We start from the raw sequence: 14,676 nt of genomic DNA on the forward strand, positions 1-14,676 counted from the left end.
GCGCGGCCTTCCTGGCGCGCATGGCGGTCGGCCTGGAGACAACCATCGCCGATGCCACCCGGTGGGTGCGCACCGAGCGCATCGTGGATCCCGACCCCGCCTGGGCCGACGCGGTCGGGGATCGCTACCAGCGCTTCTTGGAGTTGGGAGACCGCAGATGTAGCGCGGTGGCACCATCGGCGATCTAGGCTGGTGCAATGACCGACCAGGACCGCAAAGCCGCCCGCCGCGAAATCGCCGACGCACTGTTGAAAGCCCTCGAACGACGGCACGAAGTACTCGACCTGATTGTGGAGGCCGGCAACAAATCGGAGGCAATCAACGCCATCGCCGGTTTGCTCGGTATCTCGCAGACGGGTGCCGAAGCGGTATTCGGCTTGTCCTTCGACCGACTCACGAAGGATTCGCGAAAGACGATCCAGACCGAACTCGAGGACCTGAACAAGCAGCTGAGCTTCACCCTTGGCGAGCGTCCCGCAAGTTCGGGGGACACCCTGGAGCTGCGGCCGTTCTCCGCGAGCGAGGACCGCGACATCTTCGGCGTCCGCACCGAGGACATGGGTGGCGTGTCGGGCGACGGATCCGGCGGGCAGGCCGGCAATCTCGACGACGAGATCAGCGCCGCGCTGGGCCGGGTCGACGACGAAGAGGCGGCCTGGTTCGTGGCCATCGACAACGGCGAGAAGGTCGGCATGGTGTTCGGCGAGCTGGTCCGCGGCGAGGTCGACGTGCGGATCTGGATCCACCCCGATCACCGCAAGCGCGGTTACGGCACTGCCGCGCTGCGCAAGTCGCGCTCGGAGATGGCCTGGTGTTTCCCGGCAGTGCCGATGGTCGTGCGGGCACCGGCGGCCAACCCCCACTGACCGTCAGGGCAGTATGGCGTCGACCGCGATGCTGTGCCGCAGCGACTCCAGGCTGTCGCCCGGTGGCATGGGCAGCCCCGCCTCGGCGAACATGTCGGCGCGGGTGCGGGTCGACACCCGCCAGCCGAGGGCGCTCAGATACTGCGCTGCGGGCGTGCGCTCGCCGCGGTAGACCAGCGTCGACACGTCGACATCGAAGCCGAATTGCCCCCACCGCCTGGTCATCGCCTTTGCGCGCCTTTCCAGCAGCTCCGATGTGCCGCCGTCGTGGTACTCGGTCGCCAGCCGGCTGCCCGGCGCGCTGAGCGTGGTGATCACGTCGAACAGGCTGTCCTGCGCCTGCGGCGGCAGATACATCAACAGGCCCTCGGCGCTCCAGGCGCTGGGCCGCGACTCGTCGAAACCCTTGTCCCGCAGGGCGCCACGCCAGTCCTCGCGCAGGTCGACCGACACCGTGCGCAGCTGCGCGGTGGGCTGGGCCCCCAACCGGGCCAGCGTCGTGGACTTGAACTCGATGACGGCGGGCTGGTCGACCTCGTACACCACGGTGCCCGCCGGCCAGGCCAGGCGATAGGGGCGTGAGTCCAGGCCGGAGGCCAGAAGGACCACCTGGCGGATGCCGGAAGCGGTTGCGTCGGTGAAGAAGTCGTCGAAGTAGCGGGTGCGCACGGCCATCATGTTGGTCATGCGCTGCAGGTTGAATTCCGCGTCCGGGTCGGCGTCGGCGTCGAGACCCCCGGTCTCATCGGTGATTTCGCCGTCGAGCACCCGGATGAAGAACTCGGCGCCCACCGCGCGGACCAGCGGGTCGGCGAACGGATCGTCGATCAGCGCGTCGGCCCGCTTACCGGCCAGCGCCCGGCAAGCGGCGACCCAGGTCGCCGTGGCGCCCACGCTCGAGGCCAGGTCCCAGGTGTCTCGATCGGTGCGGGTCACGACGCCTCCTCGGACAGGATCGCGGTGACGTATCGGATGTCGGCGAAGGCCGCCATCGACGGCTGCTCGGGGAACTCGAAACCGTTGGCGGCATACAGTTCCGGGGTGCTGTGCACCGACGAACGCCAGCCCCGTTCGGACAGGTAGGTCACCACGTCGTTGCGTTCGCCGGGGTAGACCAGATCCGCCCAGTTGAGGTCCAGCCCCATCCGGCGCCAGCGCTCGCTGATCTCGCGGCCCCGCTTTTCGATGCGGCCACGGATGTCGGGCACGTAGCCGGTGCCGATCCGGCTGCCGGGGGCGGACAGCGCGGTGATGCTGTCGAACAGGCGGTCCTGTGCCTCCGGCGGCAGATAACCCAACAGGCCCTCGGCGCTCCACGCCGTGGGCGCGGCCGCATCGAATCCACCGTCGCGCAATGCGGCCGGCCAATCGTCGCGCAGGTCCACGCCCACCGCTCGCCGGTCGGCGCTCGGGGTTGCGCCCAGGTCCGTCAGCGTGCGGGTCTTGAACTCGATCACCGGCGGCTGGTCGATCTCGTAGACCACGGTGCCGCGCGGCCAGGCCAGCCGATAGGCCCGGGTGTCCAGTCCCGAGGCCAGGATGACGGCCTGGCGGATACCGGAGTCGGCGGCCCCCAGGAAGAACGAGTCGAAGAACCGGGTGCGGACCGCCATGCCCTCACCGAGCCGCTGCGGGGTGAACGCCGGATCATCCTCGGGGGTCTCGATGTCTCCGTCCATCATCCGGATGAAGGCCTCGACGCCGACGGCGCGCACCAACGGCTCGGCGAAGGGATCGTCGATCAGCGGGTTGGGACCCTTGGACGCCAGCGCCCGGCGGGCGGCCACTGCGGTGGCGGTGGCCCCCACGCTGGACGCCAGATCCCAGCTGTCGCCGTCCGATCGCTTGCTGTCGGTCTCCGGCATACCCGTCTCCTAACCTTTTGGTGGCGACCCCGGGCGGGGCTTGCGAGCGCTGCTAACGCAGGGTGGCGGTCACCGCGACGATGTTGCGGAACTGCGCCATCGCCTCGTTGTCGCGGAATGTCAGGCCGTATTCGCCGAATAGCTCGCGGCGCGGCCGGGCGGCCACCTCCCAGCCCTTTCCGGTGAGGTAGTCGACGACGTTGCTGCGCTCGCCGTCGAAGAACAGCCCCGACAGGTCGATGTCGCAGCCGACTTTGGCCCACCTGTCGTTGAACTCCTGGGCGCGTTGCGACATCGTCGTGCCGGCGGTCTCCGGGTGATACTCGGTGGCCAGCCTGCTGCCAGGGGCGCTGAGCTCGGTGATGTTGTCGAAGAGCCGGTCCTGGGCGTCCGGCGGCAGGTACATCAGCAGTCCCTCGGCGCTCCACGACGTCGGCTGGGTCACGTCAAAGCCGCTGTCGCGCAACGCGGCCGGCCAGTCCTCGCGCAGATCGATGCTGACCGTGCGCCGCTCCGCGGCCGGGGCGGCACCCAGGTCGGACATCGTCGTGCTCTTGAACTCGACGACGGCGGGTTGATCGACCTCGTAGACCACGCTGCCGGCCGGCCAGCTCAGCCGGTAGGCGCGGGAGTCGAGGCCGGCGGCCAGGATCACCGCCTGGCGGACCCCGTCGCGGGCGGCGTCGAGGAAGAAGTCGTCGAAGAAGCGGGTGCGCACGGCGATCGAGTCGGTCTCTAGACCCAGGTCCTTGCCGCTGCCCTCGTAGCCCTCGGATTCGGTGACCTCGCCGTCGACCAGGCGCCGGAAGAAATCGAGGCCGACCGCGCGCACCAGGGGCGCGGCGAAGGGGTCGTTGATGATCGGATTGGAACCCTCGCTGGCCAACGCGCGGGCCGCGGCGACCATGGTGGCCGTGGCACCGACGCTCGAGGCCAAGTCCCAGCTGTCTTGGTCAGTGCGTGTCATGCTGCTCCCAAGTTATTTAGCAAATGCAACGAGTCAGGGGAACTCTACGCCCAGCGGCTTACGGCTTCCTGTGTTTTTCTCCGGTGTGGCGGCGGTGACGCAAACGCCCGGTTAACCGCGCCGCGGGCGGTCTTTCAGGGGGGCGCAGTAAAGGCCCTGACCAGAGCTGCCCGTACCAGCTGTTAGTCTCGTACACGGTTTGACGCGCTGTAGATTAGTCGGCCGTACGTCCTGGCCTGCGGGTGTTGGGCGCGTGATGCAGGAAACCCCCGGCTGCGCAGGAGGAAGAGTTGCTTTCCGCTTTCATCTCATCGCTGCGGACAGTCGACCTGAGACGGAAGATCCTCTTCACGCTTGGCATCGTCGTCTTGTATCGGGTCGGCGCCGCGTTACCGTCCCCTGGCGTCAACTACCCGAACGTCCAGCAGTGCATCAAAGAGGCCAGCGGTGGCGCGGCCGGACAGATCTACTCGCTGATCAACCTGTTCTCCGGTGGTGCGCTGCTCAAACTCACCGTGTTCGCGGTGGGGGTGATGCCTTACATCACGGCCAGCATCATCGTGCAGCTGCTCACGGTCGTCATCCCGCGGTTCGAGGAACTGCGTAAGGAAGGCCAATCCGGCCAGGCCAAGATGACGCAGTACACCCGCTATCTGGCCATCGCGCTGGCCATCCTGCAGGCCACCAGCATCGTGGCCCTGGCCGCCAACGGCGGGCTGCTGCAGGGCTGCTCGCTGGACATCATCGCCGACCAGAGCATCTTCACGCTGGTGGTCATCGTGCTGGTGATGACGGCCGGCGCGGCGCTGGTGATGTGGATGGGTGAGCTGATCACCGAGCGCGGCATCGGCAACGGCATGTCGCTGCTGATCTTCGTCGGGATCGCGGCGCGCATCCCCGCCGAGGGCAAGACGATCCTGGACAGCCGCGGCGGGATGATCTTCGCCGCCGTCCTGGTCGCCGCGCTGGTCATCATCGTCGGCGTCGTGTTCGTCGAGCAGGGCCAGCGCCGGATCCCGGTCCAGTACGCCAAGCGCATGGTCGGCCGGCGCATGTACGGCGGAACCTCGACGTACCTGCCGCTCAAGGTCAACCAGGCCGGTGTTATCCCGGTCATCTTCGCGTCCTCGCTGATCTACATCCCGCACCTGATCACCCAGCTGATCCGCAGCGGCAGCGGCGGCGTGGGCAACAGCTGGTGGGACAAGTTCGTCGGCAGCTACCTGTCCGACCCCAGCGATCCGGTGTACATCGCCATCTACTTCGGCCTCATCATCTTCTTCACGTACTTCTACGTGTCGATCACCTTCAATCCCGACGAGCGTGCCGACGAGATGAAGAAGTTCGGCGGGTTCATCCCCGGCATCCGCCCGGGCAAGCCGACCGCCGACTACCTGCGTTTCGTGCTGAGCCGGATCACCCTGCCGGGTTCGATCTACCTCGGTGCGATCTCGGTGCTGCCCAACTTGTTCTTGCAGATCGGCAATGGCGGAGCGGTTCAGAATCTGCCGTTCGGCGGTACCGCGGTGTTGATCATGATCGGCGTGGGCTTGGATACGGTCAAGCAGATCGAGAGTCAGCTCATGCAGCGCAACTATGAAGGGTTCCTCAAGTGAGAGTCGTTTTGCTGGGACCGCCGGGGGCGGGCAAGGGAACGCAGGCCCAGAAGCTCTCCGAAAAGCTGGGAATCCCGCACATCTCCACCGGTGAGCTGTTCCGCAGCAACATCGAGAACGGAACCAAGCTGGGCCTAGAGGCCAAGCGCTACCTGGACGCCGGCGACCTGGTGCCCTCCGAGCTGACCAACCAGCTCGTCGACGACCGCCTGAGCGATGCCGACGCGGCCAACGGCTTCATCCTGGACGGCTTCCCGCGGTCGACCGAACAGGCCAAAGCGCTGCACGACATGCTGGGGCGCCGGGGCACCGACATCGACGCGGTGCTGGAATTCCGGGTGTCCCAGGAGGAGCTGCTGGAGCGGCTCAAAGCGCGGGGCCGCGCTGACGACACCGACGACATCATCCTGAACCGGATGAAGGTCTATCGCGACGAGACCGCACCGCTGCTCGAGTACTACAGCGACGAGCTCAAGACGGTCGACGCCGTCGGCACCATGGACGAAGTGTTCGCCCGCGCGTTGCAGGCGCTGGGCAAGTAGGGATGAACCCGCTGGCGCGGCTGCGCAGCCGCAAGGTGGTGCCGCAGCGCAGCGCCGGTGAGCTCGACGCCATGGCGGCGGCGGGCGCGGTGGTTGCGGCGGCGCTGCAGGCGGTGCGAGCGGCCGCGATCGCCGGGGTGTCGACGTTGAGCCTGGACGAGATCGCCGAGTCGGTGATCCGGGACGCCGGCGCGGTGCCGTCTTTCCTGGGCTATCACGGTTATCCGGCGTCGATCTGTTCCTCGGTCAACGAGCGGATCGTCCACGGCATACCCTCGGCCGCCGAGATCCTGGCGCCCGGTGACCTGGTGTCCATCGACTGCGGCGCGGTGCTCGACGGCTGGCACGGCGACGCCGCGATCACTTTCGGGGTCGGGACGCTGGACGCCGCCGACGAAGCGCTGTCGCAGGCGACCCGGGAATCGCTGGAGGCCGGGATCGCGGCGATGGTGCCCGGTAACCGGCTGACCGACGTGTCGCACGCCATCGAGATGGGCACGCGCGACGCGGAGGTCCGCCATTCGCGCGCCTTCGGGATCGTCGAGGGCTACGGCGGGCACGGCATCGGCCGGCAGATGCACATGGACCCGTTTTTGCCCAACGAGGGTTCGCCCGGGCGCGGCCCCCTGCTGGCCGCCGGGTCGGTGCTGGCCATCGAACCTATGCTGACGTTGGGCACCGGCAAGACGGTGGTGCTGGACGACCAGTGGACGGTCACCACCACCGACGGCTCGCGCGCGGCACACTGGGAGCACACCGTCGCGGTCACCGACGCGGGGCCGCGCATCCTGACCCTGGTGAACTAAACCTCGGCTCCGCTCGTTTCCCGGGCAGGAGGTGATCGAGTGGCTCGTGTGGCTGGCACGGGGAGGGCTTCCGGGGCTGCCGAAGCCGCTCTGATGAAGGCGCTTTACGACGAACACGCCGCGGTGCTGTGGCGTTATGCGCTGCGGCTGACGGGGGACGCGAGCCAGTCCGAGGATGTGGTCCAGGAGACGTTGCTGCGCGCATGGCAGCACCCCGAGGTCGTCGGGGACACCGAGCGCTCGGCCCGGGCGTGGCTGTTCACGGTGGCCCGCAACATGATCATCGACGACCGGCGCAGCGCGCGGTTTCGCAACGTCGTCGGTTCCACAGACGTATCGGGTGCGCCCGAACAGTCCACGCCGGATGAGGTCAATGCGGCGCTGGACCGGTTGCTGATAGCGGACGGGATGGCCCAGTTGTCCGCTGAGCACCGAGCAGTGATCGAACGGTCCTACTACCGCGGATGGACCACCACGCAGATAGCTGCGGACCTCGGCATCGCCGAGGGAACAGTGAAGTCGCGACTACACTATGCCGTGCGGGCGTTGCGACTCACTCTGCAGGAACTTGGGGTTACCCGATGAGGGGCTCCGAATGCTTGAGGGGTGACGGAGATGGATGAAATGAGGACGCCGGTGCAGGATGTCGGCCCTCCCGAAGACCGCTACGCGATGTGGGATGCCGCATACGTGTTGGGATCTTTGTCGGCCGCGGAACGCCGCGAATTCGAGACGCACATGGCGCGCTGCCCGGCTTGCCGGGAGGCCGTCGCCGACCTCAGTGGCGTGCCGGCCCTGCTCTCACAGCTTGACCATGCCGAGGTGGCCGAGATCGACCAATCCGGTCCGGCCCCGGAGATGTCGCCACGGTTGCTGCCGTCCCTGCTGGCGACGGTTCGTTGGCGCCGGCGCCGCACCCGGGTGGTGACCTGGGTGGTGTCGGCGGCCGCGGCCGCGGTGCTGGCGATCGGGGTGTTCGTCGGTCTCGAGGGGTGGTCGTCGACTCCGTCCCAGCAGGTGACCGCGTCGTCGGAGCCGATGGCGCAGGTGAGCACCACCCTGCTGACGTCGACGGTCGCCGTCAGCAGCCAGCACTGGGGGACCTCCATCAACCTGCGCTGCGTGTGCCTGGCGCCGCTCAACGCGCACCACGACACGCTCGCCATGGTTGTGGTGGGTCGTGATGGCAGCCAGACGCGGTTGGCGACGTGGGTGGCCGTGCCCGGTCACACGGCGACACCCGCGGGCGCCATCTCGACCCCGATCGACCAGATCGCCGCCGTGCAGGTGGTTGCCGCCGACAGCGGCCAAGTGCTCCTGCAACGCTCGCTATAGAGGATCGCGTGTTCGGCGACGCGCGTTCGCTCCGGGTGCTCGTCGTGGGCGCCGGTGTCGCCGGCATTTCCGTCGCCCGGGGCCTGCTGCGCGACGGACATGACGTCACCGTCTTCGAGCAGCGGCCCGATGTGCGGGCGGCCGGCGGCGCCGTGACGGTCTGGTCGCACGGCGAGACGGTCCTCAACCAGCTGGGTGTCGACATGGAAGGCGCCGGCCGGCCCCTGGCCACCGTGCGGGCGGTGACGCCCACGGGCCGCAGGGTCGGAACCCTCGACGTGACCGCGATGGTGCGGCGACTGGGTGCGCCCATCCGCATGGTTCCGCGCCGCGTTCTGCTGGATCGGCTTCTCGAGGGGTTCCCGGTCGAGCGCATCCGGTGCGGTTCCCGGGTGATCGGGTTGGCAACCACGGGTGACGGGGTCAGCGTCGAGTTCGACGACGGCACGGTGGCCGAGGGGGACGTGCTGATCGGTGCCGACGGCCTGCACTCGCGGGTGCGCGATCACGTTGGTGGGCAAGGCGCGTCGCCCACCGGCTGGTGCAGCTGGCAGGGGCTGGCCACGCTTCCGGAGATCGCGGATTCCGATGCCGCGCTGATGATCATCGGCGGGCACGGCAACCTCGGCCTGTGGCCGGCCGGTGGCTCGGACGTGCAGTGGTGGTTCGATTTGCCGTGGTCGCCCGACTTCGTCCGGCCGCAGCGGCCGATCGAGATGATGCGGTCGCACTTTTGCGGATGGTCGGACTCGGTCGATCGGGTGCTCGCCACCTTGACCGACGACGATTTGGCCCGTTCGCCGTTCCCGCATTTCCGCCATCCGATCCCGCGCGCGGGCCAAGGCCCGGTCACCCTGCTCGGCGACGCCGCGCACACGATGCCGCCCACCCTGGCGCAGGGCACCAACCAGGCGTTGCTCGACACCATGGTGCTGTGCGAGGCGCTGGCGGGCGTGCATTGTGCGACAAACGGTCGCCGCGAAGACGTTTCGCGTGCGTTGCGGTCCTACGAGAAGACCCGGCGGCGGCGGGTCATGGCCGTGTCGTGGGCGGCGTCGTTGCCGGTGTCGCACGGTGAGCGCGTGCTCAGACCCGCCGCCCTGATCTCCGACCGGCTGCAAACCTCGGCGCTGACGACGTTTCTGCGCTGCACGAGTCATCGCCGGATGTCCGCTCGAATCAGCCGAAACTTGGGGGTAGTGGCGAAGATTCCGTCGAGTCCGTGAACGAACCGGTCGAATTTGTAAGGGTGCGAGGCGATTTCGACACGCCCTCGCGCTGGCTCTGGCTGTTGAAGTGGTGCGTGCTGGCCCTGCCGCACTACCCGATCCTGATCCTGCTCTACCTGGTGTATCCGCTCTCGACCGTGGCCGCGGGCGTGGTGATCCTGTGCACCGGGCGGTATCCGCGGCCGCTGTTCGAATTCAACGTCGGGGTGCTGCGCTGGTCGTGGCGCGTGATGAACTACCGATTCCCGATGAACAGCACCGACAAGTACCCGCCGTTCACCCTCGCATCCCGGCCCGACTACCCCGGGGACCTTACCGTCGACTACCCGGAACGGCTGAAAAACTGGGCGGTGCTGGTGAAGTGGCTGCTGGCAACCCCGCAGGTCCTGCTGTGCTGGTCGATGGAGGCGACGCTGCAGGTGCTCTGCGTCATCTGCGCGGTGGCGCTGTTGTGCACCGGAACCATTCCGCAGGGCATGTTCGATCTGCTGATGGGCATGGTGCGCTGGCGCTACCGGGTGGCGGTGTACGTGTCGTTGATGCGCGACGAATATCCGCCGTTCCGAATGGATCTGGGTGGCCGATGACGCTTCGGCAATTCCTGTTTCTGTATGTGTACCGGTTCGGCCAGCCGGTTTTCGACCGGTTGTTCTACCACCGGTATCGGCGGGCCGCCCTGAGCAACGCGACCGGCCGGCTGTTGATGCTCGGCCTGGGGCCGGGAGCCGACCTGAAGTTTCTGCCCGCGACGGTGACGTCGGTCGCCGCGGTGGAACCCGAGGCGCCGTTTCGGCGGATGGCCAGGCGGCTCGCGCAACGCCGTGGCATCGCGGTCGACATCGTCGAGGGCGTCGGTGAAGCGATACCCTTCCCGGACAACGCGTTCGATTCCGTGCATATCGGGCTGGTGTTGTGCTCGGTCGACGACGTGGCCGCGACCCTCCGCGAGATCCGGCGGGTCCTGGTGCCCGGGGGCCGGCTCGTCGTCCTCGAGCACGTGCGCGGAGAGGGCGCGACGGGCCGGTTCCAGGACCTGGTCGCCCGCCCCTGGTCGTGGCTGGCGGGCGGTTGCGAGCCGAACCGGCGAACCCGCGACGCGATCGCCGCGGCCGGATTCGACACCACCGCGCTGCGCAGCGTTCCGCGAACGCCGGTGCCCTTCCCGTGCAAACCCCATCTGCAGGGATTCGCCATCCTCACTCGACGCTGACCGCCTCGATGATGGACAGGTGCGCCGCACGCCGCGCCGGTGGCACCGAGCCGAGCAGGCTGATCGCGAGCGCACCGAGCGTGAAGGCGAGCGCGAGCGGGCTCAGCCGAAAGCCGACTTCGAAGTTCATGATGTCACCGCTGATGCGGCTGAACAGCCACTGGTCGGTCAATCCGAGCGTAAGCCCCAAAACGCCGCCCACCACACCGATTCCGGCCGCCTCGGCCAGGACCATCCGCAAGGTGAATCGCCGACTGGAGCCCATAGCCCGCAGCACGCCGATCTCGCGGCGCCGTTCGATCACCGACAGCGTCAACGTGTTGAGCAATGCGACCGCGGCCACTGTCACGACGATGATCCACACCGCGTTGGCGATGAACATGCTCTGATGCAGCGGGGCCTGAAGCCCCGCCAGCGCCGCGGCACCGTCGTACACGTGGCTCGGCGCGGGGACCGCCGCGCGGACCGCGGCCGCCAGGCGTTGCCGGTTCACGCCGGGCGCGGCGACGACCTGCAGCGTCGTCGCCGCCGGGCGATCGAACCATGCCCGCAGGTGATCCAGGTCGATCCCGACCGTGCCGATGACCGTCGAAAAGAACGGCACCAGGGCCAGCACGGTCGCCTCCCGCGTGCCGTGCGGCGTCTGCAGCCGCAGTGGGTCGCCGGTCCGCACGTGCAGGATCGCGCCCAGATTCTGGGTGAGCACGACGCCTTGACCGGCAAGCACCGCGGACCGGACGCGTTCGTCGAGCGCTCCGAACAGCGCATCGTGGCTTCCGGTGGCGAACCCGTCGAGCAGCACCCGGGTGCCGCCGACGACGGCGAACCCGAACGCGCCCTCGGTCACTCGCGCCACCCCCGGAAGCGCGGCGATCTTTCCGGAAAGGCCCTGTGGCAGAGCGTCGGTGGGGTAACTGTCCGGGGGATCTGCGCTCACCCAGACGTCGGTGTCGGCGACCGGCGCGAAGATGCCACGGGCCGACCGGATCATGTCGGCGTTCGTACCGGTGATCACGACGGTGGTGAGCACCCCGATGAGCACGGTCATCACCGTCGCCCACACGCGTCGCGGCGCGCGCTGGATCGTCGCCGCCGCGAGCGCCCCGAACGATCCGAACGAGCGCGCCGTCGCCGCCGCGGCGTTGACGATGGGCCTGGTGAGCGCGAAGCCCAGGGCGATCTGGGCGCCCAACAGGGCGGCCATCGCGACGACGGCGTAGCTGCTGCGCTGGCCGATGACGAGCACCGTCGCCACCGCGATCACCCCACCGGCGCCGACCCCACAGGCGACGCGCAACCACCGTGGCACGACGTCGGCCGCCGAGGCCCCGACCGGGGCCAGCGCCTCGATGGGTGAAACCTTGTACACCTGGCGCGCCGCCATCGCCGCGGCCGCCACGCTGGTGAGCACCGTCACCGCGAGCGCCAGCGGTAGCGCATAACCGGGCATCCAGTACTCGACGCGAGCTTCGAGCCCTTGCGTCACCGCCGGGGGTAACCGGCGAATCGCAATGTGGGCGGCCGTAATTCCCAACGCGGACCCGACGGCCCCGCCGATCAGGCCGAGAACCGCGGCCTCCGCGAGCATGTCGCCGACGATGGCGACGCGCCGGCCGCCGATGGCGCGCAGCATCGAGATGACGGGCCGGCGCTGGGTGATCGCCATCGTCATCGTGGTGTAGATCAAAAACGCGCCGACCACCAACGCCACCGCGGCGCCCAGCAGGGCCATGTAGTTCATCAGCTTGACCCCGTCACCGGCGCGGGCCGCCCGGAAGCTGGGGGCCGCCACGATCGCGCGACCGTTCACCGCGCCGGTGACCGCGACGCGAACGGCTCCCAGGTCGGCGCCGGGCGTGGTGGTGATCAGTATCGAGTCGAGCTGGCCGGTGCGGCCGGCGGCGTGCTGCGCCAGGGCGAGTGGGGCGAGCACGTAGTGCCCGCCGTTGAGGTTCGCGTATTGCTTGCCCGCGAGCACGTCGGTCACCGTGACTGAGGCCGAACCCAGTTGGAACGCCTGGCCTTTCGCATAGCCGACCCGCGGCCCGACCTGAACGCCGGACGGCGTCGCGGACAGCGCCTGCACGGGTCGGGAGACCGCGTCTTTCAACGCCCCGCCCAGGGCGGCGGTGCTTGCGTCGGCGCCTAGCAGCAGCACGGGCCCCGACGGCGTGACCGCCGACGTTCGAATCATCGGCGCCGCGGTGGCCACGCCCGGGACCGCGGCAACCTCGGCCAGGATCGAATCGGGGAATCCGGCGTCGGTGATGCCCGACACCTCGAGCGCCGCGACGCCCGCGATCCCGTCGGCCAGCCGGCTCACCGACCCGGTGATCGATCCGAAGATCCCGAAGACCGCCACCAAATACGCTGCCGATACCGCCATTACGGCGATCGACGCGACCGTGCGGCGCCTGTGCACGGTGAGCTCGCGCAGGCTGAAGACCCGCAGCCTGCTCGCCGTGGCCGTGATCGCCGATCCGGTTTTCACCCGGCGACCGCCGGCACGTCGGAGCCGACCCGGCCGTCCTGCAGGGTGATCACCCGGTCGGTGGCCGCGGCCGCGTCGGCGTTGTGGGTCACCATCACCACCAGCCGGCCCCGAGCATCCTCGTGCGCCACCTCGGCCAGCAGCGCCAAAATGGCCGCCCCCGTGGCGGAGTCCAGGTTTCCGGTCGGCTCGTCGGCGAGAATCAGCGGCGGGTTCATCATCAACGCGCGCGCCACCGCGACCCGCTGCATCTGACCGCCGGACAGCTCGGCCGGGCGGTGCCGGGTCCGGTCGCCGAGCCCGACGCGGTCCAGCAGCCGGATCGCCTCCGGTTTGGCGGTGCCCAGCCGGACCCCGTCGAGCAGCTTGGGAATCGCCACGTTCTCCCACGCCGACAGCGTCGGCAACAGGTTGAAGAACTGAAAGATGAAGCCCACTTGGTGATGACGAAACCGCGACTGTTGCTCGTCGCCGAGTCGCCCGATCTCCTCGCCGTCGAACGCGATCGTTCCGGAATCGGGGGAATCCAGGGCCCCGAGCAGATGCAGCAGCGTACTTTTTCCGGCCCCCGAGGGCCCGACGACCGACACGAACTGCCCGTCCGCCAGCCGCAGGCTGACCTCGTCGAGCGCCCGCACCGTCTGACCGCCGACCCGATACTCGCGCACCACGTTGCGCAGTTCGATGGTCATCTCAACACCACGATGGTGACCGGTGAACGGTTCATGGACGAGCAATGAACCGACCGAGTGCCTACCTCGTTCCTTCAGGCATGCCCGGCAGGTACCGGGTGGCCGACCACATCGTCGGGCACCTCGCGGCAATCGGAGTCGACCACCTCTTCGGTGTGGACGGCGCCAACATCGAGGACGTGTACGACGCCGCCCACTTCCGCCCCGGCATCAACGCCGTGCTGGCCAAGCACGAATTCTCCGCGGCCACCATGGCCGACGGGTACAGCCGCAGCGGGGCCGGGCTGGGCGTGGTGGCCGCGACCTCGGGTGGCGCGGCGCTGAACCTGGTTGCCGGGCTGGGCGAATCGCTGGCCAGCCGGGTGCCGGTGCTGGCGTTGATTGGCCAGCCCGCCACCGCGATGGACGGTCAGGGCAGCTTCCAGGACACCAGTGGCGAGAACGGATCACTGAACGCCGAGGCGTTGTTCTCGGCGGTGTCGCTGTTCTGCCGCCGGCTGCGTACGCCCGCCGACATCGTCGCGCTGCTGCCCCGGGCGATCGCAGCGGCACGTTCCGGTGGCCCGGCGGTTCTGTTGCTGCCCAAAGACATTCAGCAGGCGACACTGGAATGCGCGCAGAACGGGCGGCCGGTCGAGGGCTCGCGTCCCATCGGCAACCCGGACTCGATCGCCGAAATGCTGCGCGACGCCAGCGGGCCGGTGACCATCATCGTTGGCGAGCAGGTCGCCCGCGACGACGCCCGCGCCGAGCTCGAAGCCCTGCGGGCGGTGCTGCGGGCGCGGGTGGCTACCGTGCCCGACGCCAAAGACGTCGCCGGCACGCCCGGCCTCGGATCGTCGTCCGCGCTCGGGGTGACCGGCGTCATGGGCCACCCGGGTGTGGCCGAAGCGGTGGCCGGCAGCGCCGTGTGCCTGGTCGTGGGCACGCGCCTGTCGGTCACCGCGCGCACCGGGCTGGACGCCGCTCTGGTGGCGGTGCCGACAGTCTCACTCGGGTCGGCGCCGCCGTATGTGGCATGCCCGCACGTGCACAGCGACGACCTGCGCGGCTCGCT

Annotated in this window: 15 protein-coding genes and 1 pseudogene; 11 read left to right on the forward strand and 5 right to left on the reverse strand. The window is 68.9% G+C overall.

The features are described 5' to 3' along the window. Together DQP58_RS22455 and DQP58_RS22460 are read left to right on the forward strand one after the other, a co-directional pair. A pseudogene (locus DQP58_RS22455) lies at positions 1 to 188 on the forward strand (xylulokinase); the annotation flags it as partial. 9 nt (positions 189 to 197) lie between these two features. Then, on the forward strand, positions 198 to 866 hold the full coding sequence (locus DQP58_RS22460) for a GNAT family N-acetyltransferase (protein ID WP_112710381.1): 669 nt from the start codon (positions 198 to 200) through the stop codon (positions 864 to 866). Between the two features lie 3 nt (positions 867 to 869). Here DQP58_RS22460 and DQP58_RS22465 read toward each other — a convergent pair whose 3' ends face one another. The 3 genes from DQP58_RS22465 to DQP58_RS22475 are packed head-to-tail and all read right to left on the reverse strand — an operon-like array spanning position 870 to position 3,698. Next, entirely contained in the window at positions 870 to 1,802 is a 933-nt protein-coding gene (locus DQP58_RS22465) for a class I SAM-dependent methyltransferase (protein WP_112710382.1), read from the reverse strand. Then, entirely contained in the window at positions 1,799 to 2,731 is a 933-nt protein-coding gene (locus tag DQP58_RS22470; RefSeq protein ID WP_112710383.1) for a class I SAM-dependent methyltransferase, read from the reverse strand. Before DQP58_RS22470 ends, DQP58_RS22465 begins: the two co-directional genes overlap by 4 nt. Positions 2,732 to 2,783: 52 nt before the next feature. Beyond that, the gene (locus tag DQP58_RS22475) at positions 2,784 to 3,698 is read right to left on the reverse strand and encodes a class I SAM-dependent methyltransferase (protein WP_112710384.1); all 915 of its coding nucleotides are present in this window, start codon (positions 3,696 to 3,698) and stop codon (positions 2,784 to 2,786) included. Positions 3,699 to 3,988: 290 nt separating this feature from the next. Between DQP58_RS22475 and secY the strand changes: the two genes are divergently transcribed. Genes secY through DQP58_RS22515 form a run of 8 tightly spaced genes read left to right on the forward strand, consistent with a single transcriptional unit; the run spans position 3,989 to position 10,436 of the window. Beyond that, positions 3,989 to 5,314 carry a preprotein translocase subunit SecY gene (gene secY / locus DQP58_RS22480; RefSeq protein WP_112710385.1) on the forward strand — a complete coding sequence of 442 codons (1,326 nt, stop codon included), beginning with the start codon at positions 3,989 to 3,991 and terminating at the stop codon, positions 5,312 to 5,314. Then, positions 5,311 to 5,856: an adenylate kinase gene (locus DQP58_RS22485; RefSeq protein ID WP_112710386.1), complete on the forward strand. Its 546-nt coding sequence runs from the start codon at positions 5,311 to 5,313 to the stop codon at positions 5,854 to 5,856. The genes secY and DQP58_RS22485 overlap by 4 nt, the downstream gene beginning before the upstream one ends. 2 nt (positions 5,857 to 5,858) lie before the next feature. Next, positions 5,859 to 6,662: a type I methionyl aminopeptidase gene (gene map, locus DQP58_RS22490; protein ID WP_112710387.1), complete on the forward strand. Its 804-nt coding sequence runs from the start codon at positions 5,859 to 5,861 to the stop codon at positions 6,660 to 6,662. A 39-nt stretch (positions 6,663 to 6,701) separates the two neighbouring features. Further along, complete coding sequence (locus tag DQP58_RS22495; RefSeq protein ID WP_082972677.1) at positions 6,702 to 7,247, forward strand: sigma-70 family RNA polymerase sigma factor; 546 nt, start codon at positions 6,702 to 6,704, stop codon at positions 7,245 to 7,247. 30 nt (positions 7,248 to 7,277) lie between these two features. Further along, positions 7,278 to 7,997: an anti-sigma factor family protein gene (locus tag DQP58_RS22500; protein ID WP_112710388.1), complete on the forward strand. Its 720-nt coding sequence runs from the start codon at positions 7,278 to 7,280 to the stop codon at positions 7,995 to 7,997. Positions 7,998 to 8,005: 8 nt separating this feature from the next. Further along, entirely contained in the window at positions 8,006 to 9,223 is a 1,218-nt protein-coding gene (locus DQP58_RS22505) for an FAD-dependent oxidoreductase (protein WP_112710389.1), read from the forward strand. A 23-nt stretch (positions 9,224 to 9,246) separates the two neighbouring features. Then, a complete protein-coding gene (locus DQP58_RS22510) occupies positions 9,247 to 9,813 on the forward strand; it encodes a DUF4389 domain-containing protein (RefSeq protein WP_112710393.1) in 567 nt (188 codons plus the stop codon). Further along, positions 9,810 to 10,436 carry a class I SAM-dependent methyltransferase gene (locus DQP58_RS22515; protein WP_112710390.1) on the forward strand — a complete coding sequence of 209 codons (627 nt, stop codon included), beginning with the start codon at positions 9,810 to 9,812 and terminating at the stop codon, positions 10,434 to 10,436. The genes DQP58_RS22510 and DQP58_RS22515 overlap by 4 nt, the downstream gene beginning before the upstream one ends. Here DQP58_RS22515 and DQP58_RS22520 read toward each other — a convergent pair. Together DQP58_RS22520 and DQP58_RS22525 are read right to left on the reverse strand one after the other, a co-directional pair. After that, positions 10,423 to 12,927, reverse strand: coding sequence for an FtsX-like permease family protein (locus DQP58_RS22520; protein ID WP_112710391.1), 2,505 nt, complete (start codon positions 12,925 to 12,927; stop codon positions 10,423 to 10,425). The two genes, DQP58_RS22515 and DQP58_RS22520, sit on opposite strands and share 14 nt — an antisense overlap. Further along, a complete protein-coding gene (locus DQP58_RS22525; protein WP_112710392.1) occupies positions 12,924 to 13,619 on the reverse strand; it encodes an ABC transporter ATP-binding protein in 696 nt (231 codons plus the stop codon). Before DQP58_RS22525 ends, DQP58_RS22520 begins: the two co-directional genes overlap by 4 nt. Before the next feature lie 80 nt (positions 13,620 to 13,699). Between DQP58_RS22525 and DQP58_RS22530 the strand changes: the two genes are divergently transcribed. Further along, on the forward strand, positions 13,700 to 14,676 hold a 977-nt coding region (locus DQP58_RS22530; protein ID WP_276310528.1), incomplete at its 3' end, for a thiamine pyrophosphate-binding protein.

Source organism: Mycobacterium colombiense (assembly GCF_003284975.1).
Classification (GTDB): domain Bacteria; phylum Actinomycetota; class Actinomycetes; order Mycobacteriales; family Mycobacteriaceae; genus Mycobacterium; species Mycobacterium europaeum_A.

Coding starts and splice junctions, on each gene's coding strand:
- DQP58_RS22460 (WP_112710381.1), top strand. CDS start 198: ATGACCGACCAGGACCGCAAAGCCGCCCGCCGCGAAATCGCCGACGCA.
- DQP58_RS22470 (WP_112710383.1), bottom strand. CDS start 2,731: ATGCCGGAGACCGACAGCAAGCGATCGGACGGCGACAGCTGGGATCTG.
- DQP58_RS22475 (WP_112710384.1), bottom strand. CDS start 3,698: ATGACACGCACTGACCAAGACAGCTGGGACTTGGCCTCGAGCGTCGGT.
- map (WP_112710387.1), top strand. CDS start 5,859: ATGAACCCGCTGGCGCGGCTGCGCAGCCGCAAGGTGGTGCCGCAGCGC.
- DQP58_RS22500 (WP_112710388.1), top strand. CDS start 7,278: ATGGATGAAATGAGGACGCCGGTGCAGGATGTCGGCCCTCCCGAAGAC.
- DQP58_RS22515 (WP_112710390.1), top strand. CDS start 9,810: ATGACGCTTCGGCAATTCCTGTTTCTGTATGTGTACCGGTTCGGCCAG.
- DQP58_RS22525 (WP_112710392.1), bottom strand. CDS start 13,619: ATGACCATCGAACTGCGCAACGTGGTGCGCGAGTATCGGGTCGGCGGT.